Raw genomic sequence first — 20,498 nt, forward strand, 5'->3', positions numbered from 1 at the left:
TTTTGTAATTAATTCAATTATAAAAATCAATGGTTAGTATTTAACACTGTAACTAATGTACATAAATAAAATACCTAGAAGTGCCCATACAACGGAGTTCAAAGTTGATATGCCTAATTGTGAGAATTCAATTCCTACAATCCCTGCTATGAATAAAAATATTCCTGCAGCATAAAGCACAATCTTTCTAACCCTCGTGCCATAGCCAATTGCTAGAAACACTGCTCCAAGAACTGCCCATACTACCGAAGTAAAGAGTGTAAAACCTAACTGAGGTAAAATAATTCCCAGAATCCCAGATACAAGTAGGAATAGGCCTGCAATGTAGAGTACTATCTTAGTTGTTTGTTTTTTCATAAAATTCCTCTTACTTCAATGTATTTATATTTTCTTGTTTAATAATTAAAAATAAATTATTTTGGGTTGTTATATCCCAAAATACTCAATTTATATGATATATTAAGAACTTTGGAGCGTCATTATGGTAATTTCAGGCGGACAATTTATTCGTATCCAAAAAACATTGGTTCCAAGACCTCTGTTAGTATACTGAATCATATCTCCAACTTTATATTCTCCCAACGGATATTTTTTGAATTGAGAACCTTTGAATGGTGTTCCAAATCCTGGAATAATCATTTGGCCGCCATGAGAATGTCCTGAAAGTTGTACACAAAATCTTCCTGTTGCTGAACTTTCATCAGCAAAATCTGGTTCGTGTGCTAGTAAAATTGCAGGGCCTGATTTTGGAAGTTTTTTTAGCACTGCATTTAAATCATGCTTTTCCAGGGTGATGCTGTCTACTCCAGCTATGTGAAGCATGGCATCTCCACGTTTTATGGTGTAAACATCATTTTCAAGTTCTATGATCTTACTTTCATCCATTACCCTACGAATATCTTCGGCACCAATCCAGTGGTCATGATTTCCAAGCACAGCCACAGTTGCATCTTTTGGTTTAAGATTTTTGAGAAATCTTAACATGTCAAGAACCGCCTCATTCACCACATATGAAACAGAATCCCCCGTTATAGCAACAATATCAGGTTTCTGTTTATTTACAAGATTTACTACACCTTCAATACGTTTGGCAGATATCCACTGTCCCAAATGTATGTCACTAATATGTACTATACGGTACCCATTAAAAATAGGGTCAAGATCGGGTATTGTTACATTTAAGGGTACAATTTCAAAGTCCCTTGCATCAAATTCATGTATTCCAAGTACATCCCTGAAACCAGACATAGCAATCTGCATTTTTTGACGTAACATCAGGACTCTGAGGTTAGAATGAGTTTCTTTCATAGTTTTTTCATTTAAATATTGTAAAATGATTAAATTTCTATTGATTATGAATTTTAAATATAAATTAGAATTTTTATGTTATTTAAATGATCTCTAAGTCTTCATCCTCTAGAAGGCTAGTTAAATAAACTGTCATTTCTATCTCTTCACGTGCAATGAAATCTTCGATCCGTAATTGGGCATCAGCACTCCCCAATGGGAAATATTTCTCTTCGAAATGGGTTGTAATAAACATATCTCCATTTTTTAACTCAACATTACCTTCAACATTACCTCGAAGCTTTTCCTGATCTTCTGGGTCTATCCCAGTAACCTTATAGATAATATAATAATCGTTAGAATCTGAACCATAATCAAATATTTCCACTTTCATAACTGGACCTCCAACATTCTATATTAATATTTGTTGATGCGATCTCTTGTATTTTTTTATATACAATCGCTTGTGAAATCCAGTTCATCGCCAATATCAAGGTCAAATTTGTTAATTGTACCTTTTTCCATTTCAATAACGTATCTCGCAGGTACGATCGGCGTGTAGGTCTTCCAAGGTTCAATTGATATCATATCAACCACTTTTTTGTTAGAATCAGTAAATAATATATCAAGTGGGAATCTCATGAAAAACATATGAATGGCAGAACCCCGCCTGCTCCTGGTGTTTGGTAGTTTAAGTATAAGACCCCTTTCAAGATCTCGCCTGAACATTAATCCCATGAACCTTGACATAAAGCTGTTAGCAATATCAAATTTGCCCAAATTAGTTCCCTTACTTTTATTTACTAAAACAACGTATTTCATATCTTTGCACCCATATTTTATCGTGTTTATATTATGGTTTAATAATAATGGAATATTTAGTTTTGTAGATTTTACAGATTCCAATGAAATTTTTTGGTTTTGAGGATATCATAAATATTAAAATTTCTTGGATATTACAAGATTCTCATCAAATTTATTCTATAATATAATGTAACGGACCATTGATAATTCATTAACCTTTATAGTTAATTTAATTTTTACATGACCCTTCTATATAAATTCATGATGGCCATTTCAATTACTCATTATAATAACATTATAATGTATATGTTTTAATCCCATTGTTTTTATTATCACAAAACGTTTGGTATTCTCCCTATCAAATGAATGTTCAACCAAAAAGGGAAGATGGTTTAAAAAACCCTGCAAGATACCTAAAATCTTGGGGTTATCACTACATCTATATGCCACAAATAGATTTAAACAAACTAGCAGAAAGAATATATCAAGAGGTCAAACTATAAAAAAATTGTGGATGTTTTAATTCCTTCATCTTTTTATTAAATTATAACCTGATTTATCTCATTTCATGAATCAATGGTAACAGTAATTCATAAATAATTCATAGAATTTTATAAAAATTTCCAAAATTTTGATATACATAAACAAATTTGTTGGTTTGTTACTCTTCACTAGCTAAAAAAATAGTTAAGCATGGGATCATTTTTTATATCAGTTATTTCAAATGCCATACAGTAACACTATCTTAAAGTATATGTTAATTATTGTTGTTGTTACCCCAATAAAAAGTAAATATAATTATTTTATTAACATATCTCTAAGGAGATAGTTTTAACTCACTAATTAATATTAATATGGGAGGCCATTTATGAGGAACATCATTGTAAAAGAGCTTATTCAAAAACCTATTGAAGAGCAAGAAGTAGAGATAGTAGAAAGAAAGGGTATAGGTCACCCTGACAGTATAAGTGATGGGATAGCAGAATCTGTAAGTAGAGCATTATGCCATGCTTACCTGGAAAATTTCGGTGGAATTCTGCATCATAACACAGACGAAGTCCAGATAACTGCAGGAGAATCTGATCCACATTTCGGTGGTGGGGAGATTATCAAACCTATAGACATACTTCTAACAGGCCGTGGAGTCTCAGAATTTGAAGGTAAAAAAGTAGGTATTGACAGAATTGCAATAATGGCTGCTAAGGAATATTTAAAAGAAAATATTATTAACTTAGACGTTGAAAGTACAGCAGTTGTAGAATGTAAGATTGGTCATGGTTCAGGAGACCTTGTTGATGTTTTCAAAAGGGATGGAATGCCTTCATCGAATGACACATCATTTGGTGTAGGATTCGCACCATTTTCAGAAACAGAAAAAATAGTTCTAGCAACAGAAGAACTGTTAAACTCTAGAAGCTTTAAAAAGAAATACCCTCAGGTTGGAGAGGATATAAAGGTTATGGGGCTGCGTGAAGATAATAAAATAGTTTTAACAACCGCAGTAGCAATGGTTTCAAAATATGTCGATGGAAGAGACACATACCTAAATGTTAAGGACGAACTAACAGACATAATAACAGATCTTGCTCTGAAACAAACAGACAGGGAAGTTGAGACCTTCATAAATACTGGTGATGATAATTCCTGCGAGTCAGAAAAGGGTTATTACTTAACTGTAACTGGTACCTCAGCAGAAATGGGTGATGATGGCTCTGTTGGAAGAGGTAACAGGGCAAATGGGCTTATAACTCCTAACAGACCAATGTCTATGGAAGCAACATCAGGTAAAAATCCAATAAACCATGTCGGTAAAATTTACAATCTCTTATCAAATAAAATGGCAGAGGATATAACAAGAGAAATAGAAGGAATCCAACAGATCCATATTATGATCTTAAGTCAGATTGGAAAACCTGTTGATCATCCTAAAGCTGCAAGCGCACAGATAATTGTTAACGATGGTTACAACATCGAATCTGTAAACAAGGATGTTGAAGGAATAATGGACAGCTGGCTTGAAAACATTGGAAAAATCACGGAAATGATGGTTGAAGGTAAAATTAGAACATTCTAATTCTATCAAGAGTAAGAATCTCATTAAAATAGAAATCTTCCCTATTTTTTATTCTTATGGGAGATATGTAGAGTTTTAACGATCCTTACCACGATTAACTTTATTATTTTCTTTTATTTCAATTTTGAATTATTTCATAATGAGTTTTCAAATTATTTTTATAGAAATTCCATCCTTAAATGTAATTAAACTATTTTATATACCTAAAACAAACTTTAGATCAATTCACCATAACTGAAAATCATAAAGGAGAGAATCATTATGCCGATAGAGGAGGCAAAACGCTCATACGAATCAAGAATCATTGAAGAAAAGGTGCAGAAGTTCTGGAATACTAGGGAAATTTACGAAAGAACCAAAAAATTGAGGGAAAATAAGCCCAAATATTCATTCTTAGATGGACCTCCCTACTGCAGCGGTAGAATACATCTTGGAACAGCTTGGAATAAAATTATCAAAGATACTTATCTTCGTTATAAAAGTATGTCTGGTTTTAACATACGCAGACAGGCCGGATGGGACACACATGGACTTCCAATCGAACATAAAGTTGAAGGACTACTAGGTTTGAAGAGTAAGAAGGAAATTGAGGAAAAAATAGGTATCGAAAACTTTGTAAATAAGTGTAAGGATTTTGCAATAGAAAACAAAGGACTAATGACCGAACAATTCAAACTTCTGGGTATTTGGATGGATTGGGATAATCCTTATGTTACACTTGATACCAAATATATGGAATCATGCTGGTGGACTCTTAAAAGAGCCAATGAAAAGGATTTACTAATAAATGATAAAAGAGTCATTACATGGTGCCCTAGATGTGAAACAGCCCTTGCAATGGCAGAAATTGATTACGAAAATAAGGATGACCCTTCTATTTATGTTAAATTCCCACTTAAGGATCAAGAAAGTAATGAATATACAAGTTACATTCTAGTGTGGACAACAACACCATGGACTCTTCCAGCAAACATGGCCGTATGTGTAAACCCTGATTTCGAATACGCTTATGTAAAAGTTGGAAATGATGTCTATATAATGGCAGAGGCATTGGTAGAATCAGTTTTAAATGAAAATATTGATGATCATGAAGATGGTACAGAATGTCATTGCCATGATAAGAATAAAACTTATGAAATATTAAAAATCGTTAAGGGATCAGATCTGGAGGGCGTAGAATATAAACATCCACTTTTAGATGAAATACCTGTTCAAAGAGAATTTAAACATGTTATACTACCAGGAGAACATGTTACATTAACAGAAGGTACTGGATGTGTACACACTGCCCCAGGACACGGACCAGATGATTTTGAAATTGGAAAAAAATATGGACTTAATATATTCTGTCCAGTGGATGAAGCAGGATTGTTTACAGAAGATGCAGGGAAATATTACGGTCAATTTGTTAAGGACGCTGATACCAATATCATAGAAGATATTAAAACCCATCATCTCTTGTTTAGAGAAAGTATAATCAATCACAGGTACGGGTTCTGTTGGAGATGTAAAACACCAATTATCTATCTTGCAACAAAACAATGGTTTTTAAAGATTACAGAAGTGAAAGAACAAATGCTTTCAGAACTCGAAAAAGTAGAATGGGTTCCATCATGGGCCGGTGAAAACCGTTTCAAAAACTGGGTAGAAAATGCCCGAGACTGGACTATTTCAAGACAAAGGTACTGGGGAATACCAATACCAATATGGGAATGCGTTGATTGTAAAGAAATTACTGTTGTAGGTTCAATAAAAGAGTTAAAAGAGCTTTCTGCAGAAGGTGAACTCAAGGGAGACTTTATCCATAGGCCACACGTGGATAAGATAATTATTCATTGTAAGTGCGGTGGAGAAATGAAAAGGATTCCTGATGTTTTGGATGTTTGGATAGATTCAGGGGTTGCAGGTTGGGCAGCTTTACACTATCCTGAAGAGAAAGATCTTTTTGAGGAATGGTATCCATACGACTTCATTACAGAAGGTCATGATCAAACAAGAGGATGGTTCTACTCTCAGCTAGGCTGTGGTGTCATAGCAAACGACAGTACCCCGTACAAAAAGGTACTTATGCACGGATTCACCCTTGATGAAGAGGGGAAAAAGATGAGCAAATCTCTTGGAAACGTTGTTGAGCCAGAAGAAGTAGTAGAACTTTATGGTGCAGATGTTCTCAGATTTTATCTTTTATGGGGTAATAAACCATGGGAAGACCTTAAATTTAATTGGGATGAATTGAAAAATGTAAACAAAATGTTTAACATATTGTGGAATGTCTACGTCTTTTCAACCACATATATGTCAATAGACAATTTTGATCCCACAGAACATGCCGAAGAAGATCTTAAACTACGCGTAGAGGATTTATGGATGACCTCACGGGCAAATTCTCTTGCAATGGAAGTAACAGAATCTTTAGATTCACTTCATTTCCACAAGGCAACCCGTGCAATAAACAACTTTATACTCGAAGATCTTAGTCGCTGGTACATAAGACTCATAAGAGGACGTACTTGGATAGAAAAAGACGATCCCGATAAGTTAGGTGCATATTATACATTATATAATGCCTTAAAAATCTTAATAAAAACAATGGCACCAATTGCACCACATATAACAGAAGATATGTATCAAAATTTGATAAGAAGTGTTGAAACAGATGCCCCAGAGAGCCTGCACATGCTTGATTGGAGTTTTGACAAAGAACTCATAGACAAAGAACTTGAATCTAATATGGAAATTTTACGAAAAATAATTGAAGCCTGTGCAAGAGCGCGTGATGCTGCTCGCTACAAGCTTAGATGGCCTGTACGAGAAATTGTAATTGTATCTGAAGATAAAAATGTGTTGAATGCAGCTCAATCTCTCAAAAATGTTTTAATGGAACAGGCAAATACCAAAACTGTGGTTTCTTCTAATAAATTCGAAAATTTAACTGTAAAAGCATTACCAAACATGAAAACCCTAGGTCCTAAGCTTAGACAGGACGTACCAAAGGTTGCATCCAAATTAGCTGAAGCAGATGGTGATGAGATCATTAGAAAATTAGATTCTGAAGGATGCTTTATTGTAGAATTTGATGATAAAACTATTGAACTTGATGTTGAAGATATTGTGTTTGAAACAGAATTACCTGAGAATATTGCGAGTTCTGACTTTGACGGAGGAAATGTTTTCATTGATACAGAATTAACTCCAGAAATACTTTCTGAAGCTATGTCACGTGAACTTATAAGAAGGATTCAAGATATGAGAAAAGATCTTGACCTTGATGTTGAAGCAAATGTAGAAGTGGTTTTAGAATGTAGCCAAGATTTTAAACATCTAATAGAAAACTTCACTGAATTTATATCGCATGAGGTAAGGGCCACAAACTTCTATTTTGGATCTAAAAAGGGAGACTATACTAAAGACTGGAAGATAGAAGACTACCAACTAAAAATTACCATCAATAAAGTATAAACAAAGAATGAAATGGATATTGAATAAAATATTAATATCCTAGAATCTTTCATTACTTATTCTAGGTTATGGAATACTATAACAAATATGTGAAACATATTACATAAAAAAACTGCATTTCCAAATGTGATAATATGACTTTAACAGACGCAGAAATTGAATATATTAAGAATGAAATAGGAAGAGAACCTAATTCGCTCGAATATGGAATGTTAGACATAATGTTCTCGGAACACTGCTCATATAAAAGTAGCAGACCTATACTGAGACTTTTCCCCACCGAGGGAGATAATGTCATTATGGGTCCTGGAGACGATGCAGGTATTGTTGGACTTACAGATGAGCTTGCTCTGGTTATAGGGATGGAAAGTCATAACCATCCATCTGCTATTGAACCATATGGAGGGGCAGGTACAGGCATAGGTGGGATAATAAGAGATATAATCTCAATGGGTGCCGTACCTGTCGCATTATTAGATTCTCTGCGTTTTGGTTATCTTGAAGACCAAAGATCTAGATATCTATTTGAATATGTAGTTAAAGGAATATCCGACTATGGAAATCGAGTTGGCATACCAACAGTTGGTGGAGAAGTAGAATTTGACAACAATTTCCAGTACAATCCACTTGTAAATGTTGTATGTGCAGGAATAGTTCGAAGAGATTCAATAATGAAGGGAATCGCGCCTAATGTAGGGGATGTTTTCGTTCTAATGGGTGGTAGAACCGGAAGAGATGGTATACATGGAGTCACATTTGCATCTGAAGAACTTACAACCACATCTGAATTGGAAAGCAGACCAGCAGTACAGATAGGAGATCCATTCACTAAAAAACAAGTAATGGAAGCAACATTTGAAGCTCTTGAAAGTGTTAAAATACAAGGTTTAAAGGATCTGGGTGGTGGGGGAATTACTTGTTGTATTTCAGAACTAGCAGCAAAATGTGGAAATGGTGCAAAAGTAGATATAACAAAAATTCCACTGCGTGAAAAAGGGATGACCCCGTATGAAATAATGTTATCAGAATCCCAGGAGAGGATGATTTTTGTTGTTCATCCTGAAGATGTAGATAAACTAATGGCAATTTTTAATAAATATGAACTCCCTGCAGCAGTTGTTGGTGAGGTGATTGAAAGTGATCAGTTCTTAACAACAATTGATGGGGATGTTATTGCAGATGTTCCTGCTGAACTACTTGCAGACCCTCCATTTATTAACAGGGAAATGAAAAAACCAGTAGAAAATCAGGAATATATTAATGTTGAAGACATTAATCCAAAGGAAGCGTTACTAAAATTGTTGTCTTCAGAAAATATTGCAAGTAAAGACTGGGTTTATAGACAGTACGATCATGAGGTTCAGATCGGAACAATTATAAAACCCGGAGATGATGCTGCTGTTATACGTGTAGATGAAAACACTGCATTTGCAATTACCTCCGATTGTAATAGTATACACACAAAACTCGATCCTTTCCATGGTGGAGCAGGTTCAGTTGCTGAAGCAATACGGAATGTTATATCCATGGGTGCAGATCCTATATGTATAGTTGATTGTCTGAACTTTGGGAACCCCGAGAAACCAGAGGTTTTATGGCAGTTTAATGAATGTGTTAAAGGAATGTCCGAAGTTGCCAAGCATTTCAATACTCCTGTGATCAGCGGTAATGTTAGCTTTTATAATGAAACAGAAGGAGTGACTGTTAACCCTTCACCTGTTATTGGTGTAGCAGGAAAAATGGATATAAAAGATATTAGAACTTCTGAATTTAAGAACGAAGGAGATATAATTGTTATGATTGGTACTACCCGTCCAGAAGTTGATGGTTCAGAATACCACAGATCAATTTATGATCTTGTTCAAGGAAAAGCACCAGAAGTTGTAATTGAAGAGGAATATTTGGCCGGAAGATCAATCCTTGAAATTATAAAAAACGATGTTTATAATAATATCACTGCTGTTCATGACTGTTCTTCTGGCGGTCTTGGAGTGGCTATCTCGGAAATGGCAATTTCAAGCGGATTAGGGGCAGTTATTGATTTATTAAAAGTGCCTGTTAAAGAAGATATCGATGTTTCAACGACTCTTTTCTCAGAATCACATGGCAGATATTTGATAACTGTCAAGAAGAATGCAATTGAAGATGTTCTATCCAAAATAAATGTTCCATCATCAATAATTGGAGAAGTCAGAGGAAATAATCTTACTGTAACTGATTCATTTAGTATACCTGTTGAAGAACTTAAAAAATCTTATAATGGAATTATAGAAAAATTCATGGCTTGATGTTATGGATAGGGAAGTATTGAGGCAGCTAATTCATGCATCAGGAATTTTCATACTAGTTTTAGGTTTATTTTTAAACCCTACAGTACTGATACTTCTGTGCGTGATTCTAATTATCTGCGCTGAAATGATATTCATACTGGACAAATATCGCCATATTCCATTTTTTTCAACAATATTGGGCAGATGTAAAAGAAGAGATGATGAAAGGGGTTTTTTATACTTTTTTATAGGTATCATACTTACCCTTTATTTCTTCGGTTTTAATATGGCAATTGCTAGTTCGGGGATATTAATGCTTTTAATTGGAGATTCTGCATCAACCCTTATTGGTAGGAAATATGGGAAGCATAAACTGCCTTTTAATAATTCAAAAACTGTCGAAGGAAGCCTTGCATTTTTTATTGTGGGATTATTAAGTACATTAACTTTGCTTCCAATAGTTCCCTCAATGGTTGGAGCACTGGTTGGAACTTTAACAGAAGCTTACAGCCCAATTGATGATAATATTCCCATCCCTCTTATTTCAGCTTTAGCTATTACTGTGGTGATATATTGGATATGAAAATTAATTTGAACTATTTGAATGTAATTGGAATCATAATGATACTTTTCAGTATCCTCATTTTCACAACTAGATTTTTAGATCATTTTATATTAAATATTACATACCCCTTCCTTGAAGGGTCATCAGAAGGCAAATCTGTTCTTCTATTTGGTATTATGGGCAGTATTTTACTTTTATATCCGTTGTTCAATTTTAATGGAAGGATAATGCAGAAAATTTCCAGTTTACATCCTATTTTCAAGGGCGATGGAAACAAATATCTTAAATTAGTTATTGTTGTTGTTCTTTTAACCTATATAATTGGGATCATGATTGAAATAATCATCAGACTCAAACTTGGCGTTTCCATCTTCACAACATTCGTTGCAATGGACCCCAGCCCTGCAAGCACCAGCATTACACATAGCCATGTATTTAAATCAGTTTTAGGAGATTTAATCAGTTTATCAGGAATACATGTGCCTGGCGATATACACACTGGAAGCTCATTAATACACTACACATCCCCCCTTTCATTCATTGTGTTGATAACTTTTCCACTCACATACTTACTAGGTTTAATATCATTGAATCAAAGAAAAAACCGTTACAAAGTTATTCTTGCATTTGCAATTACCACAACACTCATTGGAATGCTTGATGGTGGGCTCTTTTCAACACCTGCTCTAATTGGGCTTTCAGGTCTTTTTGGAGTTTTAGCCATTAAACAACCTTTTTCACTCAAGAATCTTATAAAACCTAGTTTTTTAATAATACTTCTGATTATATTGAGGATAACAATAGGGATTATAGGAACTAATGTTGAATATCATGAAGTAACCTTTATTGATGAAAAAAGTCCAGTAGATCTAAATGGATATAATGTATTAAACATAAAATATGTAGGAAATGAAACCATTGTAAAGATATCCACAGATCGATCTGATAAAACAATTTTGGCAGACATGGTGAATAGATCTAAAGGAAATGTCTCAGGAATCACTCTATCATGGAATATATTCTCATGGATAATTAAAAATTAATTAAAAAAACTGAATATTTATTATAAATATTTTTTTGATTAAAGTCTAATTGCTCTTTCTCGCCTGAAATATCTCACAGTACCTGCAAATATTAAAAGCGATATTAACATGGTGGGCAGTGCAGATAGAATAATATTGGGATTTATATTGGGTGTGGATGCTAATTTCACCATTATAACTGTTGGTATGTAGTTTAAGATAGGTGCAAAGTAAGATGCCTTTATAAAAAGAGGCATAAATAATATGAATGTTGCAAACACCAATACTATGGTTATAGCAGAATTTGCTTCCTTTGTACTATCAACAAACATAGAAATTAGAATTCCAATACCAATGAACCCCAAACCAATGAAAAATAGCAATATAAAAATTAAAATTGGATTGTAAATTGGAACCTTGAGTAAATCAAGAAGAACAATCCAGACAACGCTTTGAATGAGAGAGAATAACAATATTGGCAATGTTTTTCCAAGCATTACAACCGAACTTGAAATGGGCGTCATAAGAAGAACTTCGAATGTTTTTCTTTCTCTTTCACCAACTATGCTATCTGTTACAATATTACTTGCAAGGAAAAATGGCAACAGTAAAATAAATGGAATAATGAATCCATACATTATTTCTACGAAATAAGAACTGTTAAGAGCTAAACTTGCTTTATTATTCTCATTAATATTTACTATTTGAAGATTAACTGGGTTCAAAATTTGCTGTATCTGTGTGGTGTTCAAACCAGATGATGAAAGTTTTTTTTGAAGCTGATACTCATTTACTGCAGTGTTTATTTTAGTTGAAACAATAGGATAGAACACATTCGAAGTATCTGCCTTTACAGTTACATTTTGTCCATTTGGATTCAGATCCACAATCGCCACAAGAGGATGCCCAAGGAAACTTTGGGCGTCACTGATATTGTTGTAATAAATGAGTTCAAGTTTTTGATTAACAAGATCTGTTTCGAGTACCGTACCCCTTATACTATCGGGAACTCCTACCTTAAGAACAGATGTAATACCATATTGATCAATTAGAGTAGGATCAGATGCAATAGAACTAGCAACAGCAAGACCGAATGCACCTAACAGTATAAATACCTGAACAAAAACCACCAACAGATATATTTTATTTTTCAATATATCGTTACCTTCTTTGCTCGCTAGTGTAGTTAATTTCATTTATATTCGTCCGGAAATCTTATGATCAAATTGGATCTTTAGAATTATTTGATTATACATCATTTCATAAAATATTTTATTTATATAACTTTTTAAATGTGATTAAATCGAATAACAACCTTAAAATTCCTGGTCTTGGTCCAAATACAATGTCATCCCTCTCAAAAAGTTTAATTGCTATCCAGTAAGAAATTATACTCACAATTGCTATTGATATTAATGTCAAAGCATAATCTCCCAATGCTATTGATTCCCCTGAAAATAGCCGCATAACTATGGTCATTGGTGAAATGTTTGATATATAAGAACCTCTTGTAATGTACAACAAAACAGGAACAATTAGGAATCCTACTATTCCTATGTACACTATGCTTAAACCTATTCCTGCCTCCTTATAGTTCTTGGAGTATGCAGCTACTGCAGAAGTAATCCCTATTATGGGTATTGAGCTTAAAAATATGAATATAAATACTAATAAAGGGTTGCTTATATTAAATCCTGCTATTAGAAGAATTATCAACCACATTGCAATTTGTAATGATATTGTTAAAACCACTGCTATACTTTTCCCAATTATTATATTTGCATGGGAAATAGGCATTGCAATGAGTATCTCTGCTGTTTTTCTTTCTTTTTCTCCAACAATACTATCTATAACCATATTTCCAAATAGAAGTAGAGGTAAAAAAAGTAAAATCACTAACATAACCTTTTTAATTATTTGAAGTGGTAATGACTCCCCTGTTGTCTGCTGATTAATATTGGGTAATGTTGTATTCTGGGGTGCAGCAGAAGAGGTAAGTGAAGATGAATATGAATCAGCAATCAACTTCGCAGTTGAATTCACCTCATCCATTACAACACTTTGTTTTGGATCACTAACATCCAAATATACTATCATATTAACTGCTTGTCCATTTTGAATATCTTGGGCTGCATTTCCAGGTACATATAGAAATCCTGTAGTTTTTCCAATTGCAACATTATTTAAAGAAGTATTATAATTTGAGGGGATAATATTAATGATATCTGGGTTTAAATTCTTGGAAATTATACCACTTTGATCCTGGATATTCATAGAAGCGAATCCATTGAGCGAAGGAGTAATTGCTATCCCTTTTTCCGATTCAATGTTTGTAACAAAGGAATTGAAAATAACTATCATTAAAAGTAGAACAGAAAGCTGTAAGAAAAAGATCATCATGAACTTCTTGCTTTTGAGGGTGCTCTTAAACTCCCATTTGGTTATGGTTGTAAACTTCATTATAACACTTGTATCTCTTAATTCATCTCTTACTCTAACCTTTTACAGCTTGAATAAACACATCTTCAAGAGTTGGCTCTTTAGTATTGATTGATAAAACTTCATTGCCAAAAACATCTAATATATCATGAATTTCATTCCTTTGTTTGAGTGATATTAAATATTCGCCCCCAACAAGATTAACAGCCCCTACAGAAGGGAATTGAATTAGTTTATTCTTGATCAAATTAATATCTCCTGCATTTTTAACCCTTATTTTGAGGATAACTTCACCATGAACTTTGGATTTAAGATATTGCGGAGTTCCAACATCTCTAATCTTACCTTCATTTAATATTGCAACTCGATCACACAATAGATCAGCTTCCTCCATATAATGTGTGCAAAGTATCATGGTTTTTTGGCCTTTGAGATTTTTAATAAAGTTTCTTATGGAATTTGCTGTTTCAGGGTCCAAACCCATTGTTGGCTCATCAAAAATAATTATATCTGGATCATGAACAAGTGCCCTTGCAACACTAATTCTTTGCCTCAATCCCTTTGAAAATGTATTTATCCTGTCTTCACTACGTTTTGTCATTCCAACAAGTTCCAGAAGCTCCTGTATCTTCCCATCAATATCATCCTTTGGCACCCCATAGAGTTCTGCAAAGTATTTCAGAAGATCTTTAGCTTTAAAACGCTCATAAAGATTTGGTTCCTCGGGGAGATAACCAATCATCGATTTGATCTTTATTGGATCATCATGGATACTGTAACCATCAATAATGATATCGCCAGAATCTGGTTTGAGAATGCAGCAAGCCATTCTAATAGCAGTAGTTTTACCTGCCCCGTTTGGACCGATAATACCCAGAAGTTCTCCATGCTTTACATTAAGATTAAGATCGTTAAGCGCTTTTATCCTACCAAATGACTTATTCAGTGCCTCTATTTTTATCATTTCATTTGAGTTCATATCGAACCCCACAATTTTTATTGACTTTACTATTAATTTGAGCAAATTTATAATTTATTTATCAAGTTTATAAGTTGTAAATTTATTGATCGATGGTAAATTATATTCTATGATCTTATAACTCAAAGTTCATACTTTAAATGGAAAAATCGAACCCCCACTAGTAAGAACTCCTATACCAATTATAATAAGAACGAATGGTAGGATTATATTGCCATATTCCTGTAATTTATATCCTATGATTTTGTTTATAACCATGATATAACTTATAATACACCAAATTCCAACCATTACCAAAAAAGTTGTTGAAGTGAGGAATATCTGTGAAATACTCAAACTCGCAAAAAGAGGAGCATAAACCCCAATATTGTCCCCGCCATTAGAAAACGTAACAGTTGCTACTTTAAGAATATTCATAATCGATAATGAAGAATTATCATGGACAATATCTTTTTTATTAGTATAATTTATTTTATTCGAAAGGTTATGAGAACTATTTTTTTTAAACTTACAAAGATGATTCAATCCGATAGCAATGGGAAAAATTCCTAATAGTGCAATGTAAGAAGGAGGTATAATAAATTTAAAAAAATAAGCCAACATACTGATTAGGATTAATATAGATATTCCAATATACTGGCCCACTACAATCGAACCTTTATTAAATTCATTGCGTGTAAAGAAGTATATTAAAATAAACATATCATCCAAATTTGTTGCAATAAATGCTGTAACTGCCACTGAGCAGGTTAAAATAATTTCCATTGTATAACTGCACGTGTTGTAATGTTTAGTTTCCTTAAATTTTTTTCATAAGTGGTTTATACTCTTTACATATAGACAAACATATATTATATTTAAACCACAATGATATACTCCTTTCATATTCAAGTATGGTATACTTATATTAATGTTAAATTTGTGAAGTAGATTAAATATTGAAAGATGATTCATGTAAATTGATATGAATTTCAAGTGGGAATATGAAATTCGATAAAGTAATTGAACAATCTATTAATACAATAAAAATAGAACTTAATAAAATTATGTCTAAGAAAAAAATGTTTCTATCCAATTTAATGCCTGTCAAAAAGGCCCAAGATATGATAAGTTCCTCGCTAAAAAATGTAGGAACAGAAGAAATATCCCTTGAAGATGCTCATAAGAGAGTTCTATCAGAAGAAATTGTATCATTACTAAACTCACCCCCATTTGAAAGGTCAGCCATGGATGGTTACGCAATTCGTGCAGAAGATACATTTGGATTTTCAGAAAATAATCCTGCGAAACTTAAAATAGTGGATACAATAGGTGCGGGTCAAGTTTCAGATACTATAATCAAAAATGGAGAAGCTATTAAAATAGCAACTGGCGCCCCAATACCTAAAGGATCTAATGCAGTTGTTATGGAAGAATACACTGTTGCAGACAAAGATAGTTTAGGGGTTGAAATGAGCATTACTCCTGGAGAAAATGTTTCTCCCATGGGGGAAGATATAGAAACTGGAGACATTGTATTAAAAAAAGGAAAAATACTAAAACCACAAGATCTGGCAATAATTGCCTCTGCAGGTTACAGTAAAATAGAGGTTTTCAAAAAACCAAAAATTGGAGTAATCACAACCGGCAATGAACTTGTAATGCCACGACCAGATATAAGTGGAGCAGAAATCATTAATTCAAACCACTACACATTTATAGCCTTTGTTGAATCTGCGCTGGCCGTACCTACACTTGTACACTGTCTTGACAGTGCCAAAAAGGTTGAAGATGAATTTGAAAGACTTCTTGAAACTCACGATGGGCTGATATCCACAGGAGGAACTGCAATAAGCAAAGGCGATGTGGTTGTAGATGTAACTGAAAAAATTGGAGAAGTTTTAGTCCATGGTGTTGCTTTGAGACCAGGCAAACCATTTGGTTTTGGAATTGCACATGAAAAACCCATTTTCATGCTATCAGGCTATCCTGTAGCTGCAATGGTACAAGCTGATGTTTTCGTGAGAAATAATCTTTATAAAATGCAAGGGATTGATTTGGCACCACAATGTGTCTCAAAAATTGCTTCTAGAAAGATCCCCTCAAGTCTCGGAAGAACAGATTATATAAGAGCAAAAACAGATGGAAGTAATGTTAGACCCCTCAAAATAAAAGGATCAGGTATCATCAGATCCATGGTAGAATCGGATTCATATATTGTTATAGAAGAAAACCTAGAGGGCATAGGTGAAGGAGAGGAATGTAATGTTCTTACTTACGATTCACTTACAATTTAAATTATAAATTAATTTAATTGATTAAAATTGCATATTTATAAATTAATTATGAAAAAACATGACGGCATATATTTAAAGGTGATTTTTTGGAATTGAACGTTTTATGGTATTACGCTATTGGATTTATTGTTATATGGGTTTTAGCTATCCTATTTAGAGATAAATTGAAAATAGATATTGAAGGGCCTGTTCTAATGAGAAGAACCCAAAGATTAAGGGATTTCATAGATTCCATTGCAAAGATAAACCCTCGATTTTGGAGATGGGGCATGAACATTGGATTGCCTGTGGCCTTTTTCTTCATGGCATTTATATTGTACCTCCTAATTGAAACACTTCCAACTACATTTTCAAATCCACAAGTTGGATTAATTCTTCCAGGAGTTGATATTCCTGGTTCTCCACTATTTATACCTCTCGGCTACGGTATCATTGCTCTTATGACCGTATTGGTTATCCATGAATTTGGTCATGGTATTATTGCTAGGGTTGAGGGAGTTAAAATAAAATCAATAGGCGTTCTATTGTTAGCTGTGCTCCCTGGAGCATTTGTAGAGCCTGATGAAGAAGATGTTAAAAAATCAAAAAGAATTTCAAAACTAAGAATTTATGCTGCTGGATCTATCTTCAACCTGATACTTGCATTCATATCCCTACTGATTGTCTTGTTTATTAGTGTGATGATCATCGGTACCGTATTCGTAGGCCTTCCAGGATTTACTATCCCTGGTACAAATATAACAACTCAACCAGTTGGTTTTAATGTAACCGGTCCAATATTTCCAACATTCCATGAAGATGGGGTTCAAATAGCAAGCGTGGTTCCAAATAGCCCTGCAGCAGGAGTATTAACTACAGGGATGATTATTGAAAGTATAAATGGGGTAAACATTACCAATTTTAACAGCTCAGTAACAGTTCTTAACAACACCAAAATAGGCGAAAATGTAAACATTCAAACAACTACTGGAAATTATACTGTAAAAGCTGGAGTACATCCCAATAACTCAACAAGAGGTTACATAGGAATAAGAAGCGGAGAACATCTAGTTGTGAATAGCGATGTTGGAAAAGCAGTGGGCTATCAAATACCATGGTTTATATACTCTTTAGCTAACTTATTCTGGTGGATATTCCTTCTTAACTTTGCAGTTGGAACATTCAATCTACTTCCAATGAAACCATTAGACGGAGGATTATTATTAGAGGAGCTTTTAGGCTATAAATTATCAGAAAGTAAAGTGAATAAAATAATGACTCCCTTATCTTACGTATTGATTTTGATAATAGCTGTTATCATTATCTATGGCCTAGGAAGAGGAATATCACTCCTCATTTAAATTCTTTTTTTTATTTTTATGATCAAAAACTAAAAATTAGGACATATAACATAATATTTACGCATCATCATTTCGAAAACATTCTTAGAATGGAATTAAACCATCCAATTCATTTTTTAAATATTGTAATATTATTTATATTTATTTTTCAAAAAAACAAATTGATATTAATTGAATTTAGAAACTCAAAACCTGATCAATATTTTCCATAATATCCCGAACCAACTCATCATAGGTAATAAATTGTTCAACATTGTTTACAAGAACTTCAACAGTTAAACCCCTTGCTTTAAGATCATCCCTACAAACATACACATTTATAGCATTATTGGGATCATTTAACATCCCAGTTATTATTTCAGACACATAATGGCCCGATCTAAAACAATAAACACCATTTCCAATTAGATAAATAGATACTTCCGTATTTCCAAGATATATCTTTAGAAATTTAAGAAATGTATTAAAACCTTCTTCAGAGGGAGTTTTTGTGAGTATAAATCCAACGTGCATATAACCACTTATGAAATTTTTATATTATTCATTCCAACCCATAGATTGCATTATTTGAATCCCAAGAAGTTCTTTTAGACATGAAACATCTTTAATATGCTCCCTATCCCTAAGTGGTTTGCATTTATCCAGTTTTATGTCTCCTGAAAGCAGTTTAATTGCAAATGCCATGCACGTAACCTCACCACATTTTTCACAGTTAGTTTTTGGTAAGCAATTATAAAGTGCAAGTGGTCCTATCTTTGAGAGTTTTTCCTTAATTTCAGAGTAATCTAAACCATTATCATTATTTAATTCGATAAATACCTCATTAATTACTTTCATAATTTCTGTAACTGCTTCAATTGCGTCTTCTTTGTCAATAGTATTATTCATGCTGATCTTACCGGAGGGGTATAATGTTACTAGTCTGTTTTGAATATTCAGAGTAATGATTCCCTTATTTTCAATAAAATTAACCTTACCTGGAGGATATCTAGTTATTAATAACGGAATTACATCCCTTATTTCTGAATCAAGCTGCATTAAAACTCTGATCATATTTTCTGCAACTATACATGGCTTTATTTGTTGTATTGTGACCCTTTTTACAAGTGCACCATCAACAAATATTTCATATTCGAGTTCGTCTATCTCCATTGATAACCCTCATTTTTAAGACAAATAATGTTAAATACACATTAAATCCGGATAAAGGCAGTATTTTTAGTTCTAGACTTTACAATATCATATAATTCATTATCATTTATTATTTGGGAAGCTTCAACCAAATCATCTTCAACAATACCCCGATCAAGCATAGATTCTAGATGTACGTATATATTACCCTCTGGAAAAACTAAGTAGGACAATTCTCCAACATTAGGATAATTTACGCTTCCACAGGGTTCTTGATCCTTAATAGCTGCATAAACACCATCCCCTGTAAGTAATACATCAGCATCCATTCCCTTGTTAAGACAGGCTATTGCTACATAAAAAGCGCTAAAAGTATCTTCATAACCGTATGGTGCTTTATCAACTATTATTAAAACAGTATCCATGTCACCCACTCAGTGTTATTACTTTGTCACTCTTCCTAACCCATCCAGGAATGTCGTAGACACTTGTTATGGAAACACCTTTTAGATAAGATGCATTATCACAGGCGTGTCCCCTTGCTGTTGCACACCTTACACACGCCCTAACATCTGCTCCTTTTTTTATAAGATGTCTCAATCTCTCACCCACATTTGGAAATGAATGTGGATTTTGGTTTTTCTTAGGAATGTGTGTAGCATCCATGTATAAAAATAGATTTACATTGTATCCTATGTTAAGAGCACTTTCAGCAATATTGTGGGCCATTTCAACATACTGAGATCGGTATGGCCCCTCTGTAAGTATGATTGTCAAGGTCTTTTTTTCTTCTTGTATAATTTCAACCATTGTATAATTTTTTAGTTTTCATACAATAAATAATAGTGCACG

At 33.5% G+C, this 20,498-nt stretch carries 20 protein-coding genes; 8 read left to right on the top strand and 12 right to left on the bottom strand.

Annotated features, from left to right (window positions below; translation table 11 throughout):
• Window positions 1–33 precede the first annotated feature (33 nt).
• From DL91_RS11670 to DL91_RS11685, 4 genes are all read right to left on the bottom strand, one after another.
• Window positions 34–357, bottom strand: coding sequence for a hypothetical protein (locus DL91_RS11670; protein ID WP_048191954.1), 324 nt, complete (start codon window positions 355–357; stop codon window positions 34–36).
• A gap of 102 nt (window positions 358–459) precedes the next feature.
• Entirely contained in the window at window positions 460–1,308 is an 849-nt protein-coding gene (locus DL91_RS11675) for a metallophosphoesterase (RefSeq protein WP_048191956.1), read from the bottom strand.
• A gap of 82 nt (window positions 1,309–1,390) precedes the next feature.
• The gene (locus DL91_RS11680; protein WP_048191957.1) at window positions 1,391–1,681 is read right to left on the bottom strand and encodes a DUF5750 family protein; all 291 of its coding nucleotides are present in this window, start codon (window positions 1,679–1,681) and stop codon (window positions 1,391–1,393) included.
• Window positions 1,682–1,737: 56 nt separating this feature from the next.
• Window positions 1,738–2,109: a DUF192 domain-containing protein gene (locus DL91_RS11685; protein ID WP_048191958.1), complete on the bottom strand. Its 372-nt coding sequence runs from the start codon at window positions 2,107–2,109 to the stop codon at window positions 1,738–1,740.
• A gap of 344 nt (window positions 2,110–2,453) precedes the next feature.
• On the opposite strand from DL91_RS11685, the gene DL91_RS13740 reads away from it, so the two are divergent.
• From DL91_RS13740 to DL91_RS11710, 6 genes are all read left to right on the top strand, one after another.
• Complete coding sequence (locus DL91_RS13740; protein ID WP_156096081.1) at window positions 2,454–2,594, top strand: hypothetical protein; 141 nt, start codon at window positions 2,454–2,456, stop codon at window positions 2,592–2,594.
• A gap of 365 nt (window positions 2,595–2,959) precedes the next feature.
• The gene (locus DL91_RS11690) at window positions 2,960–4,165 is read left to right on the top strand and encodes a methionine adenosyltransferase (protein ID WP_048191960.1); all 1,206 of its coding nucleotides are present in this window, start codon (window positions 2,960–2,962) and stop codon (window positions 4,163–4,165) included.
• A 261-nt stretch (window positions 4,166–4,426) separates the two neighbouring features.
• Window positions 4,427–7,624, top strand: coding sequence for an isoleucine--tRNA ligase (gene ileS, locus DL91_RS11695; protein WP_048191961.1), 3,198 nt, complete (start codon window positions 4,427–4,429; stop codon window positions 7,622–7,624).
• Window positions 7,625–7,758: 134 nt separating this feature from the next.
• A complete protein-coding gene (gene purL, locus DL91_RS11700) occupies window positions 7,759–9,912 on the top strand; it encodes a phosphoribosylformylglycinamidine synthase subunit PurL (protein ID WP_048191963.1) in 2,154 nt (717 codons plus the stop codon).
• A 4-nt stretch (window positions 9,913–9,916) separates the two neighbouring features.
• Window positions 9,917–10,477: a diacylglycerol/polyprenol kinase family protein gene (locus DL91_RS11705; protein WP_048191965.1), complete on the top strand. Its 561-nt coding sequence runs from the start codon at window positions 9,917–9,919 to the stop codon at window positions 10,475–10,477.
• Window positions 10,474–11,502 (top strand): hypothetical protein, encoded by a 1,029-nt coding sequence (locus DL91_RS11710; RefSeq protein WP_231551505.1) that lies wholly within the window; start codon window positions 10,474–10,476, stop codon window positions 11,500–11,502. Before DL91_RS11705 ends, DL91_RS11710 begins: the two co-directional genes overlap by 4 nt.
• Before the next feature lie 38 nt (window positions 11,503–11,540).
• Here DL91_RS11710 and DL91_RS11715 read toward each other — a convergent pair whose 3' ends face one another.
• From DL91_RS11715 to DL91_RS11730, 4 genes are all read right to left on the bottom strand, one after another.
• Window positions 11,541–12,677 carry an ABC transporter permease gene (locus tag DL91_RS11715; RefSeq protein WP_048191966.1) on the bottom strand — a complete coding sequence of 379 codons (1,137 nt, stop codon included), beginning with the start codon at window positions 12,675–12,677 and terminating at the stop codon, window positions 11,541–11,543.
• 76 nt (window positions 12,678–12,753) lie between these two features.
• Window positions 12,754–13,941, bottom strand: coding sequence for an ABC transporter permease (locus DL91_RS11720; protein ID WP_048191967.1), 1,188 nt, complete (start codon window positions 13,939–13,941; stop codon window positions 12,754–12,756).
• A gap of 34 nt (window positions 13,942–13,975) precedes the next feature.
• Window positions 13,976–14,899 (bottom strand): ATP-binding cassette domain-containing protein, encoded by a 924-nt coding sequence (locus DL91_RS11725; RefSeq protein WP_048191968.1) that lies wholly within the window; start codon window positions 14,897–14,899, stop codon window positions 13,976–13,978.
• Between the two features lie 129 nt (window positions 14,900–15,028).
• Window positions 15,029–15,664 (bottom strand): cadmium resistance transporter, encoded by a 636-nt coding sequence (locus tag DL91_RS11730; RefSeq protein ID WP_048191970.1) that lies wholly within the window; start codon window positions 15,662–15,664, stop codon window positions 15,029–15,031.
• Between the two features lie 296 nt (window positions 15,665–15,960).
• Here DL91_RS11730 and glp point away from each other — a divergent pair, with 296 nt between their 5' ends.
• A complete protein-coding gene (gene glp / locus DL91_RS11735) occupies window positions 15,961–17,175 on the top strand; it encodes a gephyrin-like molybdotransferase Glp (RefSeq protein ID WP_048192758.1) in 1,215 nt (404 codons plus the stop codon).
• A gap of 86 nt (window positions 17,176–17,261) precedes the next feature.
• Window positions 17,262–18,515: a site-2 protease family protein gene (locus DL91_RS11740; protein ID WP_369792059.1), complete on the top strand. Its 1,254-nt coding sequence runs from the start codon at window positions 17,262–17,264 to the stop codon at window positions 18,513–18,515.
• Window positions 18,516–18,692: 177 nt separating this feature from the next.
• On the opposite strand, the gene tusB is transcribed toward DL91_RS11740, so the two are convergent.
• The 4 genes from tusB to DL91_RS11760 are packed head-to-tail and all read right to left on the bottom strand — an operon-like array spanning window position 18,693 to window position 20,456.
• On the bottom strand, window positions 18,693–19,028 hold the full coding sequence (tusB, locus tag DL91_RS11745) for a sulfurtransferase complex subunit TusB (RefSeq protein ID WP_048191971.1): 336 nt from the start codon (window positions 19,026–19,028) through the stop codon (window positions 18,693–18,695).
• A 24-nt stretch (window positions 19,029–19,052) separates the two neighbouring features.
• Window positions 19,053–19,667 (bottom strand): (Fe-S)-binding protein, encoded by a 615-nt coding sequence (locus DL91_RS11750; RefSeq protein ID WP_048191972.1) that lies wholly within the window; start codon window positions 19,665–19,667, stop codon window positions 19,053–19,055.
• A gap of 41 nt (window positions 19,668–19,708) precedes the next feature.
• Window positions 19,709–20,071, bottom strand: coding sequence for a DsrE family protein (locus tag DL91_RS11755; protein WP_048191973.1), 363 nt, complete (start codon window positions 20,069–20,071; stop codon window positions 19,709–19,711).
• Between the two features lies 1 nt (window position 20,072).
• On the bottom strand, window positions 20,073–20,456 hold the full coding sequence (locus tag DL91_RS11760) for a DsrE/DsrF/TusD sulfur relay family protein (RefSeq protein ID WP_048191975.1): 384 nt from the start codon (window positions 20,454–20,456) through the stop codon (window positions 20,073–20,075).
• Window positions 20,457–20,498: the final 42 nt, after the last annotated feature.

Source organism: Methanobacterium sp. SMA-27 (assembly GCF_000744455.1).
Classification (GTDB): domain Archaea; phylum Methanobacteriota; class Methanobacteria; order Methanobacteriales; family Methanobacteriaceae; genus Methanobacterium_B.

What these genes read in the sequence shown, in the direction of transcription:
- DL91_RS11725 (WP_048191968.1), bottom strand. Translation starts at nt 14,899, where the DNA reads ATGAACTCAAATGAAATGATAAAAATAGAGGCACTGAATAAGTCATTT.
- DL91_RS11720 (WP_048191967.1), bottom strand. Translation starts at nt 13,941, where the DNA reads ATGAAGTTTACAACCATAACCAAATGGGAGTTTAAGAGCACCCTCAAA.
- DL91_RS11750 (WP_048191972.1), bottom strand. Translation starts at nt 19,667, where the DNA reads ATGGAGATAGACGAACTCGAATATGAAATATTTGTTGATGGTGCACTT.
- DL91_RS11710 (WP_231551505.1), top strand. Translation starts at nt 10,474, where the DNA reads ATGAAAATTAATTTGAACTATTTGAATGTAATTGGAATCATAATGATA.
- DL91_RS11760 (WP_048191975.1), bottom strand. Translation starts at nt 20,456, where the DNA reads ATGGTTGAAATTATACAAGAAGAAAAAAAGACCTTGACAATCATACTT.
- tusB (WP_048191971.1), bottom strand. Translation starts at nt 19,028, where the DNA reads ATGCACGTTGGATTTATACTCACAAAAACTCCCTCTGAAGAAGGTTTT.
- ileS (WP_048191961.1), top strand. Translation starts at nt 4,427, where the DNA reads ATGCCGATAGAGGAGGCAAAACGCTCATACGAATCAAGAATCATTGAA.
- DL91_RS13740 (WP_156096081.1), top strand. Translation starts at nt 2,454, where the DNA reads ATGAATGTTCAACCAAAAAGGGAAGATGGTTTAAAAAACCCTGCAAGA.
- DL91_RS11680 (WP_048191957.1), bottom strand. Translation starts at nt 1,681, where the DNA reads ATGAAAGTGGAAATATTTGATTATGGTTCAGATTCTAACGATTATTAT.
- glp (WP_048192758.1), top strand. Translation starts at nt 15,961, where the DNA reads ATGTTTCTATCCAATTTAATGCCTGTCAAAAAGGCCCAAGATATGATA.
- DL91_RS11675 (WP_048191956.1), bottom strand. Translation starts at nt 1,308, where the DNA reads ATGAAAGAAACTCATTCTAACCTCAGAGTCCTGATGTTACGTCAAAAA.
- DL91_RS11690 (WP_048191960.1), top strand. Translation starts at nt 2,960, where the DNA reads ATGAGGAACATCATTGTAAAAGAGCTTATTCAAAAACCTATTGAAGAG.
- DL91_RS11715 (WP_048191966.1), bottom strand. Translation starts at nt 12,677, where the DNA reads ATGAAATTAACTACACTAGCGAGCAAAGAAGGTAACGATATATTGAAA.
- DL91_RS11670 (WP_048191954.1), bottom strand. Translation starts at nt 357, where the DNA reads ATGAAAAAACAAACAACTAAGATAGTACTCTACATTGCAGGCCTATTC.
- DL91_RS11685 (WP_048191958.1), bottom strand. Translation starts at nt 2,109, where the DNA reads ATGAAATACGTTGTTTTAGTAAATAAAAGTAAGGGAACTAATTTGGGC.
- purL (WP_048191963.1), top strand. Translation starts at nt 7,759, where the DNA reads ATGACTTTAACAGACGCAGAAATTGAATATATTAAGAATGAAATAGGA.
- DL91_RS11730 (WP_048191970.1), bottom strand. Translation starts at nt 15,664, where the DNA reads ATGGAAATTATTTTAACCTGCTCAGTGGCAGTTACAGCATTTATTGCA.
- DL91_RS11705 (WP_048191965.1), top strand. Translation starts at nt 9,917, where the DNA reads ATGGATAGGGAAGTATTGAGGCAGCTAATTCATGCATCAGGAATTTTC.
- DL91_RS11755 (WP_048191973.1), bottom strand. Translation starts at nt 20,071, where the DNA reads ATGGATACTGTTTTAATAATAGTTGATAAAGCACCATACGGTTATGAA.